This is a genomic window from Streptomyces tagetis (assembly GCF_018069565.1).
Lineage (GTDB): Bacteria > Actinomycetota > Actinomycetes > Streptomycetales > Streptomycetaceae > Streptomyces > Streptomyces tagetis.
The window spans coordinates 507,552-522,646 of record NZ_JAGPNL010000005.1 but is presented as its reverse complement, the minus strand read 5'-3'; the positions used below and the strand labels follow the sequence as shown (position 1 = coordinate 522,646).

Below are 15,095 nucleotides of genomic sequence, written 5' to 3'. Positions count from 1 at the left end.
CCCACCCGCTCGGCCATGAACCGGGCCCTGCGCCGGGCCCGCGACGCCGTGACCCTCGACGCCGCCGAGGCGGAGGTGCTGCTGCACGCGCGTGGTGCCGACCTCGACCGGCTCTGCGAGGCCGCCGGCCGGGTCCGTGACGCCGGACTCGACGCCGCCGGGCGGCCCGGCGTGATCACGTACTCCCGCAAGGTGTTCGTGCCGCTGACCCGGCTGTGCCGCGACCGCTGCCACTACTGCACCTTCGCCACCGTCCCCGGCCGGCTCCCCGCGCCCTACCTCGGCCCGGACGAGGTGCTGGAGATCGCCCGCGCCGGGGCCGCCGCCGGGTGCAAGGAGGCGCTGTTCACCCTGGGCGACCGGCCCGAGGACCGCTGGCCCGCCGCCCGCGACTGGCTGGACGCCCACGGCTACGACGACACGCTCAGCTACGTGCGGGCGATGGCGATCCGGGTGCTGGAGGAGACCGGCCTGCTGCCGCACCTCAACCCCGGGGTGCTGACCTGGACGGACCTCCAGCGGCTCAAGCCGGTCGCGCCCAGCATGGGGATGATGCTGGAGACCACGGCGACCCGCCTGTGGTCCGAGCGCGGCGGCCCCCACCACGGCTCGCCCGACAAGGAACCCGCGGTGCGGCTGCGGGTCCTTCAGGACGCGGGCCGCAGCAACGTGCCGTTCACCACCGGCATCCTCGTCGGCATCGGGGAGACCCCCGCCGAACGGATCGACGCCCTGCGCGAGATCCGCCGGATCTCCCGGGCCTACGGGGGCATCCAGGAGGTGATCGTGCAGAACTTCCGGGCCAAGCCGGACACCGCGATGCGCGCCGCCCCCGACACCGGCCCCGCCGAACTGGCGGCCACCGTCGCCGTCGCCCGGCTGCTGCTCGGCCCCGGCGCCCGCATCCAGGCCCCGCCGAACCTGGTGGGCGAGGAGTACGCGCTGATGCTGCGGGCCGGCATCGACGACTGGGGCGGGGTCTCCCCGGTGACCGGCGACCACGTCAACCCCGAGCGGCCCTGGCCGCAGATCGACGAACTCGCCGCGCACACCGCCGCCGCCGGTTTCACCCTGCGCGAGCGGCTGACGGTCCACCCCGAGTACCTGCGGCGCGGCGAACCCTGGCTGGACCCCCGCGTCGCCCCGCACGTGGCGGCCCTCGCCGACCCGGTGACCGGCCTCGCCGCCGAGGGGGCGCGGCCGGTGGGCCTGCCCTGGCAGGAGCCGGAGACCCCGCTCGTCGCGGCCGGCCGCACCGACCTGTTCGCCGCCGTCGACACCGAGGGCCGCACCACCGACCGGCGGGCGGACTTCGACTCGGTGTACGGCGACTGGGCGGCGGTGGCCGGCGCCGTGCCGCCGGAGGCCCGCAGACCGGGGGCGCCGGGCGCCGTCGCGGCGTCCGTACCGGCCCCGGCGGGCCGGCCGCAGCGGCTGCGGCCCGAGTTCGCGGCGGCGCTGCGCGCGGCGGAGGCCGATCCGGCGGGACTGCCCGCCGGCCCGGCGCTCACCCTGCTCGGCGCCGGTGCGGGCGCGGAGATCGAGGCGCTGGCCGCGCTCGCCGACGCCCTGCGCGCGGACGCGGTCGGCGACGAGGTCACCTACGTCGTCACCCGCAACATCAACTTCACCAACGTCTGTTACACCGGCTGCCGTTTCTGCGCCTTCGCCCAGCGGCGCACCGACGCCGACGCCTACACCCTCTCCCTGGAGCAGATCGGGGACCGGGCCGAACAGGCGTGGTCGGTGGGGGCGAGCGAGGTCTGTCTCCAGGGCGGCATCCATCCCGACCTGCCGGGCAGCGCGTACTTCGACATCGCCGCCGAGATCAAGCGCCGTACGCCGGGGCTGCACGTGCACGCCTTCTCCCCGATGGAGGTGGTCAACGGCGCGGCCCGGATGGACCTTTCGGTGCGCGAGTGGCTCCAGGGGGCCCGGGAGGCGGGCGTCGACTCGCTGCCGGGCACGGCCGCGGAGATCCTCGACGACCAGGTCCGCTGGGTGCTCACCAAGGGCAAGCTGCCGGCGGCCCAGTGGATCGAGGTGGTCACCACCGCGCACTCCCTGGGCATGCCGACCACGGCGACGATGATGTACGGCCATGTGGACACCCCGCGCCACTGGGTGGACCACCTCAAGCTGATCGGCCGGCTCCAGGAGGAGACGGGCGGCTTCACGGAGTTCGTGCTGCTGCCCTTCGTCCACACCAACTCGCCGGTCTACCTGGCCGGGATCGCCCGCTCCGGGCCGACCGTGCTGGAGAACCGGGCCGTGCACGCCCTGGCGCGGGTCCTGCTGCACGGCAGGATCGCCAACATCCAGACGAGCTGGGTGAAGCTGGCCCGGCAGAGCGTCCTCGACGTGCTGCGCGGCGGGGTCAACGACCTCGGCGGCACGCTGATGGAGGAGACGATCAGCCGGATGGCGGGCTCCGCCCAGGGCAGCCACAAGAGCGTCACCGACCTGGAGTCGCTGGCCCGGGACGCCGGCCGCCCTGCCCGGATGCGGACCACGCTGTACGGAGCCGTGGACGCGGAGCGGGAGGCGGTGGCCCGCGCCCACGACGGGGTGTGGCGGCCCCGGCGGGCGGTGCTGCCGCTGGTGTAGGGGCGGGGGAGGGGGAACAGCCGGGGTCCGGTACGGGAATTCGTCCGGCCTCGCGGCCGGGCGGGAATGCCGCCGGCTCCGGTTCCGTCCCCGCTTCCGGCTCAACCCGTCTCCGCCCGCTTCTCTCCCGCCTTCCTCCCGCCTTCCTCCCGCCTTCCTCCCGCCTTCCTTCCAGCTCCCTTCCGGCTCCCTTCCGCCTTCCTTCCGGCTCCCTATTCCGGATTCCCGGGGAATCCCGCTTTCCCGGAAACGCCTTTCCGTTCTTCCCGGGGAACGGTCCCGCAGGGGCCCGGGAGCCGCCCCGCCAACGCCCGCCAATGCCCGCCAATACCCCGCCAATACCCCGTCAACGCCCCGTCAACGCCCCGGAGGGGCCGGCCGCGTACTCGGCCTGCCCTTTTCCGGGGCGTTCCGCGTGGGCCCGCGAAACACCCGCCGACGCTTCCGGAACGCCTCCGGAAGATCCTCCGGAACGCCCCCGGAACAAGTAATTCCGAGAGTGCGCGGAAATCGGCCACGCGTTTCGGTCAAACCGTTGACGCGAGCCGGACCGGCCTCTAGCGTGAACCACCAGTTCACTCAGTGATCCAGCTACTGGGTGACCGCACAGGTTGGCAGGGCGGCCCAGACCCCCTCCCTGGACGACACAGGACGACACATCCGAAGGATTCGGAGAGTGCCCGAGCATGACTGCGACCAACATCTCTGCCTCGCCCAGACCACCCGCGGCCCGCAAGAGCCCGAAGCCCGCGGCCCCCCGAGAACCGGGACGCGACGGTGCCCTGCTGCGCCGCCTCACCGACCCGCTCGGCGCGCTGCTCGTCGTGGTCGCCCTCGCCGCGCTGTGGGAGGGGTACAAGGCGTTCGGCCGGGCCGTCGACGACCGGTTCCTCGGCCTCGGCCTCCCGGTCGCCACCGACGACCTCTCGATGCCGCACCTGTGGACCATCGTCGGCTCGCTCGCCGCCCCGGCCCGCGCCGGGGACTCCACCTCGCTCGCCGTCTACCTCATCGGCGAGACCACCGTGACGCTCCGCGAGGCGCTGTACGGGCTGGGCGCCGGATCGCTGCTCGGCCTCGTGCTCGCCGTGCTCTTCGTCCACGTGGCCCCGCTCAACCGGGGCCTGATGCCCTGGCTGGTCGCCTCCCAGACGGTGCCGCTCGTCGCCATCGCCCCGATGATCGTCATCTGGGGCGGCAAGGCCGGACTGCCCCCGTGGGCCGGCGTCACCGGCATCGCCGCCTACCTCGCCTTCTTCCCCGTCACCGTCAACTCCCTGCGCGGACTGAAGTCCCCGCCCACGGTGCAGCTCGACTTCATGCGCAGCGTCGGCGCCGGGCAACTGCGGGTGCTGTGGTCGCTGCGGTTCCCCGCGGCCCTCCCGTACGTCTTCGCCGGGCTGCGGCTCGCCGCGACGGCGAGCGTGGTCGGCGCCATCGTCGGCGAGCTGTCGGCCGGTACCGGCCGCGGCATCGGCCGCGCCATCCTCACCTCCGCCTACTACTACTCCAACGGTCCGGAGAAGCTGTACGCGGCCGTCCTCGTCGCCGCGATCGCCGGAATCCTCTTCGTACAGGTCCTCGCCCTGCTGGAGCGGTTCGCCCTCCGCCACCGGCACGCCCGTTAGCCGAGACCCCTCACCCCCTGGAGCTCCTGATGGCCGAGCCCGCAATCATCTCCGTCCGCGGAGTAGACAAAGTCTTCAACGGCGGCTCCGACCGTGCGGTCACCGCTCTGCAGGACATCGATCTGACCATCGGGCGGGGCGAGTTCATCTCCCTGCTCGGGCCCAGCGGCTGTGGCAAGTCGACCCTGCTGCGGGTGATGGCCGACCTCACCGCGCCCACCGGCGGCACCGTCACCGTCAACGGCAAGACACCCGGCGCCGCCCGCGCCGCCCGCGACTACGGCATGGTCTTCCAGCAGGCCGGCCTCTTCGAGTGGCGCAGCGTCCTGCGCAACGTCGAACTGCCGCTCCAGGTGGCCGGCGCCAAGAAGGACGTGCACCGGGCCAAGGCGCTGGAGATGCTGGAGCTGGTCCGGCTGAGCGAGTTCGCCGGGCACTACCCCTGGCAGCTCTCCGGCGGCATGCAGCAGCGCGTGGCCATCGCCCGCGCCCTCTCCGCCGACCCGGAGATCCTCTTCATGGACGAACCGCTCGGCGCCCTCGACGAGATGAACCGGGAACGGCTCCAGGGCGAGTTGCTGCGCATCTGGGGAGACACCCGCACGACCGTCGTCTTCGTCACCCACAGCATCTCGGAGGCGGTGTTCCTCTCCTCACGCGTGGTGGTGATGTCCGCGCGGCCCGGCCGGATCGCCGCCTCCATCGACGTGGACCTGCCCTACCCGAGGACCGCCGAGACGCGCACCACGCCGGAGTTCTTCGAGAAGGTCACCGAGGTCCGCAAGGCCCTGCACGGGGCCCCGAGCGAGCAGGCGGCGGCATGAGCACCCTCCGGCTCTCCCGCCCCGGCGGCGGCTCCGCGCTGCGGGCCCGGATCGGCAGGCTCACGCCGGTCGCGGTGACCGCCGTGGTGGTGCTCGGCCTCTGGCAGGCCGTGATCGCCCTGTTCGACGTGCCGGTGTTCATCATGCCGACGCCGGTCATGATCGCCGAGGCGTTCCAGGACGACGCCGGCGCGATCCTGTCGGCCTCCCGGGCCACCGTCGAGGCCGTCCTGCTCGGACTGGCCCTCGGCTCCCTCGGGGGCGTCGCCACGGCCCTGATGGTCAGCCGCTTCCCGAGGATGTCCGGCCCGGTGCTGAACGCGGCCGTGCTGATCAACTGCGCCCCGGTCGTCGCCCTCGCCCCGATCTTCAACAACTGGTTCGGTGTGACGAGCCTGCTCTCCAAGGCCGGCGTCGCCGCCGTGATGGTCTTCTTCCCGGTCTTCGTCAACACCACCCGGGGACTGCTCCAGGTCGCGCCCCTGCACCTGGAGATCATGGAGTCCCTCGCCGCCCGCCCGCGCCATGTGGCCCTGATGCTGCGGCTGCCCAACGCCCTCCCGTTCGTCTTCAACGCGCTCAAGCTCGGCACCACCCTCGCCGTGATCGGCGTCATCGTCAGCGAGTACTTCGGCGGCAGCACCGAGGCGCTCGGCGTCTACATCGCCTACCAGGCGGCCCTTCCCCGGTTCGACTACGCCTGGGCCGGAATCCTGGTGTCCGGCGCGCTCGGGCTCGCTCTCTTCGGGGCGGTGACGCTGCTGGAGCGGCTGCTGATGCCGTGGCACGCGTCCCTGCACGAAGAGACGTCCTGACCACCGGCCGCCTTCCTCCCCTCTCCACCTCCCCCCCCGGCTGTTCCCGTCCACCCCCTTTCTTCCTTCCCGCGCGGAGGTAACGTGTCCAGAAACCGAGCACCACTGTCCAGATCCGCCCGCCGAGGCGTCCGGTCGGCCGCGGTCCTGTCCGCCGGCGCGCTGCTGCTCGCCGCCTGCGGCGGCATGTCCGAGAGCGGGAGCGAGGCCGCCGCCGAGGCGGGCAAGGACTGCACCTCCCGTACGAAGGTCCGCGTCGTCCTCCAGTGGGTCGCCCAGGCCCAGTTCGCCGGGTACTACGCGGCCAAGGAGAAGGGCTTCTACGACAAGGCGTGCCTCGACGTGACGATCCAGGAAGGCGGGGTGAACATCGTGCCGCAGCAGGTCCTGTCGGCCGGCAACGCCGAGTTCGCCGTCTCCCACGTCACCAAGACCATGATCACCCGGGAACAGGGCGCCGACCTCGTCAACATCGGCCAGGAGTTCCAGCGCGGCGCCTACCTCCAGGTCGCCTGGGCCGACTCCGGCATCAAGACCCTCGCCGACCTCAAGGGCAAGCGGGTCGGGAGCTGGGGCTACGGCAACGAGCTGACCCTGTTCGCCGCGATGCGCGGCTCGGGCGTCGACCCGTCGAAGGACGCGGAGGTCATCCAGCAGCCCTTCGACATGTCCCTGCTGCTCAAGCGGGAGGTCGACGCGGCGCAGGCCAAGACCTTCAACGAGTACGCGCAGCTCCTGGAGACCACGAACCCGAAGACCGGCAAGCTCTACCAGCCCTCCGACTTCGTCGCCATCAACCTCCAGGACGCCGGCTACCAGACCCTGGAGGACGGCATCTACGCCAAGGAGGACTGGCTCGCCAAGAAGGAGAACCAGGAGACCGCGGTCAAGTTCCTCAAGGCCACCTACGAGGGCTGGGGCTTCTGCCGCGACGAGTTGGAGGGCTGCGTCGACATCGTCCTCAAGAACGGCAGCGCCCTCGGCAAGGGCCACCAGACCTGGATGCTCAACGAGGTCAACAGGCTGATCTGGCCCGCCGAGCAGGGCGTCGGCATGGTCGACGAGAAGGCATGGGACCAGACCATCGACATCGCCGTGAAGGCCGGGCTCCTCAAGGCGCCGCCCACCGAGGGCGCTTACCGCACCGACCTGACCGAGAAGGCGCTCAAGGAACTGAAGGCGGAGGGATTCGACGTGACCGGCTCGTCCTACCGGCCCGAGACGGTCGAGGTCACACCGGGCGGCAAGTGACCGGGCGGGCCCGGCGTGCGCCGGGTCCGGCGGCACGCGGCGGCCGGGCCGTCCCTGCCTGCCAGGATGGACGCACCGCCCGGCAGCGAACCCGACGTGACAGACGGAGGAACAATGGCACCCAGTGAAGCAGGTCTGGTCCGCAGGACGATCTGGCTCCTGCGCACGGTCGCGGCCCATCCCGAAGGGGTCGGACTCAGCGAGATCGCCCGGGAGTCCGGCATCCCCAAGGCCACCTGCTACCGGGTGCTCACCGTCCTGGAACGGGAGAGCTGGCTCAACCTGGACCCGGTGACCCGCCGCTACCGCGTCTCGCTGGGCCTGCTCTCCATCGTCGGCGGGCTGCTGGACGGCGGCGGTGCCTACGGCCACATGCGCGACGTGCTGCGCGATCTGGCCAAGGAGACCAAGGAGACGGCCGGCTTCGACGTGCTGCTCGCCCCGAACGTCATGGTCGTCGCCCAGGTCCCCGGCCCCTCCCTGATCGGCCAGACCCTCAAACCCGTACCCCGGACCCAGCCGGTGTGGGCCACCTCCACCGGCAAGGTCCTGCTCAGCGCCCTCGAAACGGACCGCATCCGGGCCGAGTTCGGCGAGGAGTTCGAGGCCAACGCGCCCGAACAGCTCGGCGGGCTCGACGCGTTCATCGAGTCCATGGGCGAGGTGCGCACCCGCGGGTACGCCGTCGCCTACGACGAACTGGAGGTCGGCGCGGCCTCCGTCGCCGCCCCCGTCCGGGTCGGCGACGCCACCACCTACGCCGTCTGGATCGGAGGACCCACCTACCGGCTGACCCGCCCGCGCATCGACGAGGTCGCCGAGGCCGTCCAGAAGGCGGCCCGGCAGCTCGGCGAACTGCTCAGCGTCACCGGCATCGAACTGCCCACCGGATTCACCGAGCGCTAGCCCACAGCGGCAGCGGCGCCCCGGTCCCCGGGACGGGCTCACCCCACGGCCACCACCGCCCGGTGGGGCCGCGGAGCGAACGAGGAGGAAGCCAATGGCGGCACTTCAGGAGCGGCTGCGCGCCGCCCGGGAGGTCGTGGAACGCACACCCCAGGGCCTGTTCGTCGACGGCGAATGGCGCCCGGCCCGCAGCGGGGCGACCCTCGCCGTCGAGGACCCCGGCACCACCGAGGCGATCGCCGAGGTCGCCGACGCCGCCCCGGCGGACGCCGCGGACGCCCTCGACGCCGCCGTGCGCGCCCAGGCGTCCTGGGCGGCGACCCCGCCCCGCGAACGCGGCGAGGTCCTGCGCCGGGCCTACGAGGCGATCATCGCCCGCACGGACGAGCTGGCGCTCATGATGACCCTGGAGATGGGCAAGCCGCTGGCCGAGTCCCGCGCCGAGGTCGCCTACGCGGCCGAGTTCCTGCGGTGGTTCTCCGAGGAGGCCGTGCGCATCGACGGCGGGTACATGACGGCCCCCGGCGGCGGCTCCCGGGTGGTCACCCTGCGCCAGCCGGTCGGCCCCTGCCTGCTGATCACCCCGTGGAACTTCCCCATGGCGATGGGCACCCGCAAGATCGGCCCGGCGCTGGCGGCCGGCTGCACCGTGGTCGTCAAGCCCGCCCGGCAGACCCCGCTGTCCATGCTGGCCCTGGTGGACATCCTGCGGGAGGCCGGGGCGCCCCCCGGCGTGGTGAACGTCTTCACCACCAGCCGCTCCGGCGAGGTCACCGACCACCTGCTGCACGACACCCGGCTGCGCAAGCTGTCCTTCACCGGCTCCACCGGGGTCGGCCGCGCCCTGCTCGCCGGCGCCTCCCGCACCGTGCTGCGCACCTCCATGGAGCTGGGCGGCAACGCCCCCTTCCTGGTCTTCGCCGACGCCGACCTGGACGCGGCCGTCGAGGGCGCCTTCCTGGCGAAGATGCGCAACACCGGCGAGGCGTGCACCGCCGCCAACCGCTTCTACGTCCACTCCTCGGTCGCCGCGGAGTTCGGCCGGCGCCTGGCCGAGCGGCTCGCCGCCCTCCCGGTGCGGCACGGGCTCGACCCGGAGTCCCAGGTCGGCCCGCTGATCGACGCGGCGGCGGTGAAGAACGTCACCGCCCTGGTCACCGACGCCACCGAGGCCGGCGCCACCCTGCTCACCCCGGACGCCGACGTCCCCGCGGACGGCCACTTCCTCGCCCCGGCCGTGCTGGACGGGGTCCCCCTCGGGGCGCGCGCCCTGCGCGAGGAGATCTTCGGCCCGGTCGCCCCGATCGTCGCCTTCGACGACGAGGAGAGCGCCGTGGCCCTCGCCAACGACTCCGAGTACGGGCTCGCCGGGTACCTCTACACCGAGAGCCTCGACCGGGGGCTGCGCGTCTCCGAGCGACTGGAGTGCGGCATGGTCGGGCTCAACCAGGGCGTCATCTCCAACCCGGCCGCGCCCTTCGGCGGCGTCAAGCAGTCGGGCCTGGGCCGCGAGGGCGGCGCGGTCGGCATCGACGAGTACCTGAGCCTGAAGTACCTGGCGATCAGGGCGGACCGATGACCGGCTTCCTTCTCGCGGGCCTCCAGTACGAGCCCGTCCTGCGCGATCAGGCGGCCAACATCGCCACGTCCTCGCGGCTCGTCCGCGAGGCCGCGGCGGCCGGGGCCCGCCTGGTGGTCCTGCCCGAGGCCGCCTCGGCCGGGTACATGTTCACCGACCGGGACGACGCCCGCCGGCACGCCGAGCCCGTCCCCGGCGGGCCGGTCGCCTCCGCCTGGGCCGCGCTCGCCGCCGAGCTGGACCTGTGGATCGTCGGCGGCATCACCGAGCTGGCGGTGGAGGAGGGCCGGGAGAAGGTCTACAACGCGGCGGCGCTCTTCGGCCCCGACGGTCACGTGGGCACCTTCCGCAAGGCCCACCTGTGGAACTTCGAGAAGGAGCTCTACGACCGCCAGGAGGACGGCTTCCCCGTCTTCCGCACGCCGCTCGGCAACATCGGGATCGGCATCTGCTACGACGCCTGGTTCCCGGAGACCTTCCGCAGCGCCGCGCTCGGCGGCGCCGACCTGCTGGCCCTGCCGTCCAACTGGGTGCCCGTACCGGGGCAGCCCGAGGACGCCCCGGCGATGGCCAACCTGATGTGCATGACCGCCGCCCACAGCAACCAGTTCTACGTCGCCGGGGTCAGCCGTACCGGCGTCGAGGGCGACCAGCCCTTCATCGGCCGGTCGGTCATCGTGGGCCCCGACGGCTGGCCGCTGGCCGGACCGGCCGGCGGCGAGGGCGAGGCCGTCCTGCTCGCCGAGGTGGACCTGATCGGTTCCCGCGAGGAACGCCACGGCAACCCCTTCAACCAGCCGCTCGGCGACCGTCGTACCGACGTCTACCGCAGCGGCGACTTCACCCCGGAGCCCCCGCGGCCGGCCGGCGACCCCGCCTGACCCCGCACACCCTCAGGGCTCCGTCCGCCCCCCGGGGGCCGCGTCCACGGCGTCGGCCCCCGGCCAGGGGTTCCCTCCCTCACGGGCTTCTCCCCCTTCGGGCTTTCCCCGCTTCGGGGTTTCTCCCGCTTTTCCCTGCCTTCCCTCCGTCTTCCCCCTGTCTTCCATCGAAGGAGGGACACACCGGCGTCTATTGACAGGCCGGTGGCCCTCCCACAGACTTCTTCCCACCCTCTGAACCCCTGGTTCACTCTATGGACCAAAAGGTGAACGGTTATGCGAGCGAACGAGCGCAGCGACGCACAGGTGGAGCTGACCGACCCGAGCAGTATCGAGAGCAGTCCGCTCTACAACGCGGACCTCGCCCCCGTACCCCTCTCCGGCCGGACCTGGACCACGTACAACTACGCGGCCCTGTGGATGGGCATCGCCCACGGTATCCCCACCTACTACCTCGCCAGCGGGCTCATCGACCTCGGCATGAGCTGGTACCAGGCGGTCATGACGATCGCCCTCGGCAACCTGATCGTCCTGGTGCCGATCCTCCTCAACAGCCACGCCGGCACCAAGTACGGCATCCCGTACCCCGTCTTCGCCCGCGCCGCCTTCGGCACGCTCGGCGCCAACGTGCCCGCGCTGCTGCGCGCCCTGTCCGCGTGCGGCTGGTTCGGCATCCAGACCTGGATCGGCGGCCAGGCCATCTACACGATCACCGGCGCCTTCGCCGGGGACGGCTGGCTGCACGCGGGCGAGCTGTGGGGCCACCCCAAGACGCTGTGGGTGTCCTTCGCCGTGTTCTGGCTGCTCCAGATCGCGCTCATCGTGCGCGGCGTGGAGTCCATCCGCCGCTTCGAGAACTGGTCCGCGCCGCTCATCCTGGTCGTCGCCGCCTTCCTGCTGGTCTGGATGGTCGTCCAGGCCGACGGCTTCGGCCCGCTCGCCACCGAGGGCTCCCGACTGGGCTGGGGCAGCGACTTCTGGCTGCTCTTCGCGCCCTCCCTGATGGGCATGGTCGCCTACTTCGCCACCATGTCGGTGAACATCGCCGACTTCACGCGCTTCGCCAAGGGCCAGCGCGAGCAGATGCGGGGGCAGTGCCTCGGCCTGCCCACCACCATGACCGTCTTCTCCATGATCGGCGCCCTGACCACCTCGGCCACCATCGCCGTCTACGGACACGCCATCTGGGACCCCATCGACCTGGTCAGCCGCTTCTCCAACCCGGTCGTCATCCTCTTCGCGCTGCTCTGCGTCATCGTGGCCACCATCGCCGTCAACGTCGCCGCCAACACCGTCGGCCCGGCCTACGACTTCTCCAACGCCTTCCCGCGCCTGATCAGCTTCCGCACCGGCGGCGTCATCGCCGGGGTCATCGGCATCCTCATGCAGCCCTGGCGGCTGCTCTCCTCGCCGGAGCTGTACATCTTCACCTGGCTCGGCGTGACCGGCGCCTTCCTCGGCGGGGTCGCCGGCATCCTCGCCGCCGAGTACTGGCTGCTGCGCAAGCGGGTGCTCGACCTCGCCGGCCTCTACACCCGCGGCGGCCCCTACGAGTACGCGCGCGGCTTCAACTGGCGCCCGCTGCTCGCCCTCGCCATCGTCCTCTTCCTCTCCCTGGCCGGCGCCTACTCCGAGGACGGCTCGGGTCCCTTCCCCGCCGACGGCTACGTCCCCTTCCTCAAGCCCCTGTTCGACTACAACTGGGCCGTCGCCTTCCTCGGCGGCATCCTCCTGCACACCCTGTTCAGCAGGATCGTTCCGCCGCGCGCACCGCGCCCCGAGGCCGAGGCCCCCCACAAGGCCACGGTCTGAGCCCCGCCGCCCGGCGCCCCGGCGCCGCCGCACCCCGAGCCGCCCCTCGCCCCGACCTCGCTGGAGGCCATCCGATGAAGACCCGTGCCGCCGTCATGACCGCCCCCGGCAAGGACTGGGAGATCACCGAACTCGACCTGGCCCCGCCCCGGGCCGGTGAGGTCCTGGTCCGCTTCACCCACGCCGGGCTCTGCTACTCCGACGAACACGTCCGCACCGGCAACATGGCCCCGCTGCCCATCATCGGCGGCCACGAGGGCTCCGGCATCGTCGAGGCGGTCGGCGAGGGCGTCTCCCGCCTCGCCCCCGGCGACCACGTCGCCGCCTCCTTCAAACCCTCCTGCGGACACTGCCGTTGGTGCGCCGGCGGACGCGCCAACCTGTGCGACGCCGCCGCCTACGGTCCCGAGGGCAAACTCCCCGACGGCACCTACCGGTTCACCGGCCCGGACGGGCCCATCGGCGCCAACTGCGCCCTGGGCACCTTCGCCGAGCACTCCGTCGTCTCCCAGGACTCCCTGGTCCGCGTCGACCCCGACGTGCCGCTCTCCGTCGTCGCGCTGGTGAGCTGCGGCGTCCTCACCGGCTGGGGCGCCGCCGTCTACGCCGCCGAACCCCGGCCCGGCGACACGGTCATCGTCGTCGGCGCGGGCGGCGTCGGCATCAACGCCGTCCAGGGCGCCCGCCTCGCCGGCGCCGGAGACGTCGTCCTGGTCGAGCCCAACGAGGCCAAGCACGCCCTCGCCCGCGACCTCGGCGCCTCCCACGTCTGCCGCGACCTCGCGGAGGCCGGCGCCCTCGCCGCCCGGCTCAACCCCGGGGCCGGCGGCGCCGACACCACCCTCGTCTGCACCGGCGAGACCACCGCCCCCATCGTCCGCGCCGCCTTCGAGGCCACCGGCAAGGGCGGCACCATCGTCCTCGCCGGGATGTCCGAGGACGTCCACGACATCAACGTCCAGCTCCCCGGCACCCAGATGGTCTTCGCCGAGAAGCGCCTCCAGGGCACCATCTTCGGCTCGTGCAGCCCCATCCGGGACGTGCCCCGCGTGCTCTCCCTCTACCGCCAGGGCCTGATCAAGCTCGACGAACTGGTCAGCCGCACCTACACCCTCGACGAGATCAACCAGGGCTTCGCCGACCTGCGTTCCGGCCGCAACCTGCGCGGCGTCGTCGCCCACCGCGGCGCCCCGTGACCCCCGCACCGCGCCCACCGCACGCACCGCAGGAACCGAAGGAGCACCCCGCCATGTCCCACGGGACCGACCGCGACGCCCTCTACCTCGACGGCGACTGGCACGCCCCCGCCACCGACCGCACCTTCACCGCGGTCGGCGCCGGGACCGAGGAGCCGCTCGGCGTCTTCCCCGAAGCCTCCCGCGCCGACGTCGACGCCGCCGTCGCCGCCGCGCGCCGGGCGGCCGGCGGCACCCGCGGCTGGGGCACCGCGGCCTCCCGCGCCGCCGCGATGGAGCGCCTCGCCCTCGCCCTGGAGGCCCGCACCGACGCCCTCGGAACCCTCATCGCCCAGGAGGTCGGCACCCCCCGGGCCCGCGCCGTCGAGGCCAACGTCGGCGCCGCCGCCGGACTGCTGCGCTTCTACGCGCCGCTCGCCGGCGTGATGCACAGCGAGGACCTGCGGCCCGCCGGGTACGGCCACAGCCTGGTCCGCCGGGAACCGGTCGGCGTCATCGCCATGATCGTGCCCTGGAACTACCCGCTGAGCACCCTCTTCTTCAAGCTGGCCCCCGCCCTCGCCATGGGCTGCACCGCCGTGGTCAAACCGTCCCCCACCACCGGACTCGACTCCTTCCTGGTCGCCGACGCCGTCCACGAGGCCGGCTTCCCGCCCGGCGTGATCAACTTCCTGCCCGCCGAACGGGAGGTGGGGGAGTACCTGGTCACCCACCCCGGCGTCGACAAGGTCGCCTTCACCGGCTCCACCGCCGCCGGACGCCGCATCGGCGGCCTCTGCGGCGCCCTGCTGCGCCCGGTCACCCTGGAACTGGGCGGGAAGTCCGCCGCGATCCTCCTGGAGGACGCCCCGCTCCCGCTCTTCCTCGACCACCTGCTCGACCTGTCCTTCAACAACAACGGCCAGACCTGCACCAACAACACCCGGCTGCTGGTGCCCCGCTCCCGCTACGCCGAGATCGTGGACGCCGTCACCGACACCGTCGCCGCCTGGCCGGTCGGCGACCCGCTGGACCCCGCCACGGTGATCGGCCCGGTCGCCGGCGCCGCCGCCCGCGAACGCATCGAGGGCTACCTCGACCGGGGCCGCCGCGAGGGTGCCCGCGTCACCACCGGCGGCGGGCGCCCCGCCGGACTCGACCGGGGCTTCTACGTCGCCCCCACCGTCTTCGCCGACGTGGAGCCGTCGATGGTGGTCGCCCGGGAGGAGATCTTCGGCCCGGTCGTCACCCTCACCCCCTACGACGGCACCGTCGAGGGCGCCGTGGCGCTCGCCGAGGACTCCGCCTACGGACTGGCCGGCAGTGTCTGGACCGAGGACGAGGCGCTGGGGCGGCGGGTGGCCCGCACGGTGGACACCGGCACCTTCAGCGTCAACCACGCCAACTTCGACATCGGCGCCCCCTTCGGCGGGCGGCGGGACAGCGGGCTCGGCTCCGAGCTGGGCCGCGAGGGGATCGAGGCGTACCTCCAGTACAAGACGATCTTCGTGACCGAGCCGCCGGGACCGGACGAGGCCGAGGAGGCGGCCGACACGGCCGGGACCGCCGGCACCTCGGTCGCCGAGCCGGTCCCCGCTCGCTGACGTCCTCTGGCCG

Annotated in this window: 11 protein-coding genes; all 11 read left to right on the top strand. The window is 72.8% G+C overall.

The genetic code is table 11. The features are described from left to right. Nucleotides 1-15: 15 nt before the first annotated feature. On the top strand, nt 16-2,607 hold the full coding sequence (locus J5Y05_RS20700) for a bifunctional FO biosynthesis protein CofGH (protein ID WP_210874565.1): 2,592 nt from the start codon (nt 16-18) through the stop codon (nt 2,605-2,607). Nucleotides 2,608-3,293: 686 nt separating this feature from the next. Then, a complete protein-coding gene (locus J5Y05_RS20695) occupies nt 3,294-4,235 on the top strand; it encodes an ABC transporter permease (protein ID WP_210874509.1) in 942 nt (313 codons plus the stop codon). A 29-nt stretch (nt 4,236-4,264) separates the two neighbouring features. Further along, entirely contained in the window at nt 4,265-5,059 is a 795-nt protein-coding gene (locus J5Y05_RS20690; protein WP_210874508.1) for an ABC transporter ATP-binding protein, read from the top strand. Next, nucleotides 5,056-5,874, top strand: coding sequence for an ABC transporter permease (locus J5Y05_RS20685; protein WP_210874507.1), 819 nt, complete (start codon nt 5,056-5,058; stop codon nt 5,872-5,874). Before J5Y05_RS20690 ends, J5Y05_RS20685 begins: the two co-directional genes overlap by 4 nt. Before the next feature lie 84 nt (nt 5,875-5,958). Beyond that, nucleotides 5,959-7,125, top strand: a complete 1,167-nt coding sequence (locus J5Y05_RS20680; protein ID WP_210874506.1) for an ABC transporter substrate-binding protein — start codon at nt 5,959-5,961, stop codon at nt 7,123-7,125. 114 nt (nt 7,126-7,239) lie between these two features. Further along, entirely contained in the window at nt 7,240-8,031 is a 792-nt protein-coding gene (locus tag J5Y05_RS20675; protein ID WP_210874505.1) for an IclR family transcriptional regulator, read from the top strand. 94 nt (nt 8,032-8,125) lie between these two features. Then, the gene (locus J5Y05_RS20670; RefSeq protein WP_210874504.1) at nt 8,126-9,610 is read left to right on the top strand and encodes an NAD-dependent succinate-semialdehyde dehydrogenase; all 1,485 of its coding nucleotides are present in this window, start codon (nt 8,126-8,128) and stop codon (nt 9,608-9,610) included. Beyond that, nucleotides 9,607-10,491 (top strand): nitrilase-related carbon-nitrogen hydrolase, encoded by an 885-nt coding sequence (locus J5Y05_RS20665; protein ID WP_210874503.1) that lies wholly within the window; start codon nt 9,607-9,609, stop codon nt 10,489-10,491. The genes J5Y05_RS20670 and J5Y05_RS20665 overlap by 4 nt, the downstream gene beginning before the upstream one ends. Before the next feature lie 276 nt (nt 10,492-10,767). After that, nucleotides 10,768-12,303 carry an NCS1 family nucleobase:cation symporter-1 gene (locus tag J5Y05_RS20660; RefSeq protein WP_210874502.1) on the top strand — a complete coding sequence of 512 codons (1,536 nt, stop codon included), beginning with the start codon at nt 10,768-10,770 and terminating at the stop codon, nt 12,301-12,303. A gap of 74 nt (nt 12,304-12,377) precedes the next feature. Further along, on the top strand, nt 12,378-13,499 hold the full coding sequence (locus tag J5Y05_RS20655) for a Zn-dependent alcohol dehydrogenase (protein WP_210874501.1): 1,122 nt from the start codon (nt 12,378-12,380) through the stop codon (nt 13,497-13,499). 53 nt (nt 13,500-13,552) lie between these two features. Then, nucleotides 13,553-15,082, top strand: coding sequence for an aldehyde dehydrogenase (locus tag J5Y05_RS20650; protein WP_210874500.1), 1,530 nt, complete (start codon nt 13,553-13,555; stop codon nt 15,080-15,082). The last annotated feature ends 13 nt before the right edge of the window (nt 15,083-15,095 follow it).

What these genes read in the sequence shown, in the direction of transcription:
- J5Y05_RS20650 (WP_210874500.1), top strand. Translation starts at nt 13,553, where the DNA reads ATGTCCCACGGGACCGACCGCGACGCCCTCTACCTCGACGGCGACTGG.
- J5Y05_RS20700 (WP_210874565.1), top strand. Translation starts at nt 16, where the DNA reads ATGAACCGGGCCCTGCGCCGGGCCCGCGACGCCGTGACCCTCGACGCC.
- J5Y05_RS20665 (WP_210874503.1), top strand. Translation starts at nt 9,607, where the DNA reads ATGACCGGCTTCCTTCTCGCGGGCCTCCAGTACGAGCCCGTCCTGCGC.
- J5Y05_RS20655 (WP_210874501.1), top strand. Translation starts at nt 12,378, where the DNA reads ATGAAGACCCGTGCCGCCGTCATGACCGCCCCCGGCAAGGACTGGGAG.
- J5Y05_RS20660 (WP_210874502.1), top strand. Translation starts at nt 10,768, where the DNA reads ATGCGAGCGAACGAGCGCAGCGACGCACAGGTGGAGCTGACCGACCCG.
- J5Y05_RS20695 (WP_210874509.1), top strand. Translation starts at nt 3,294, where the DNA reads ATGACTGCGACCAACATCTCTGCCTCGCCCAGACCACCCGCGGCCCGC.
- J5Y05_RS20690 (WP_210874508.1), top strand. Translation starts at nt 4,265, where the DNA reads ATGGCCGAGCCCGCAATCATCTCCGTCCGCGGAGTAGACAAAGTCTTC.
- J5Y05_RS20670 (WP_210874504.1), top strand. Translation starts at nt 8,126, where the DNA reads ATGGCGGCACTTCAGGAGCGGCTGCGCGCCGCCCGGGAGGTCGTGGAA.
- J5Y05_RS20675 (WP_210874505.1), top strand. Translation starts at nt 7,240, where the DNA reads ATGGCACCCAGTGAAGCAGGTCTGGTCCGCAGGACGATCTGGCTCCTG.
- J5Y05_RS20685 (WP_210874507.1), top strand. Translation starts at nt 5,056, where the DNA reads ATGAGCACCCTCCGGCTCTCCCGCCCCGGCGGCGGCTCCGCGCTGCGG.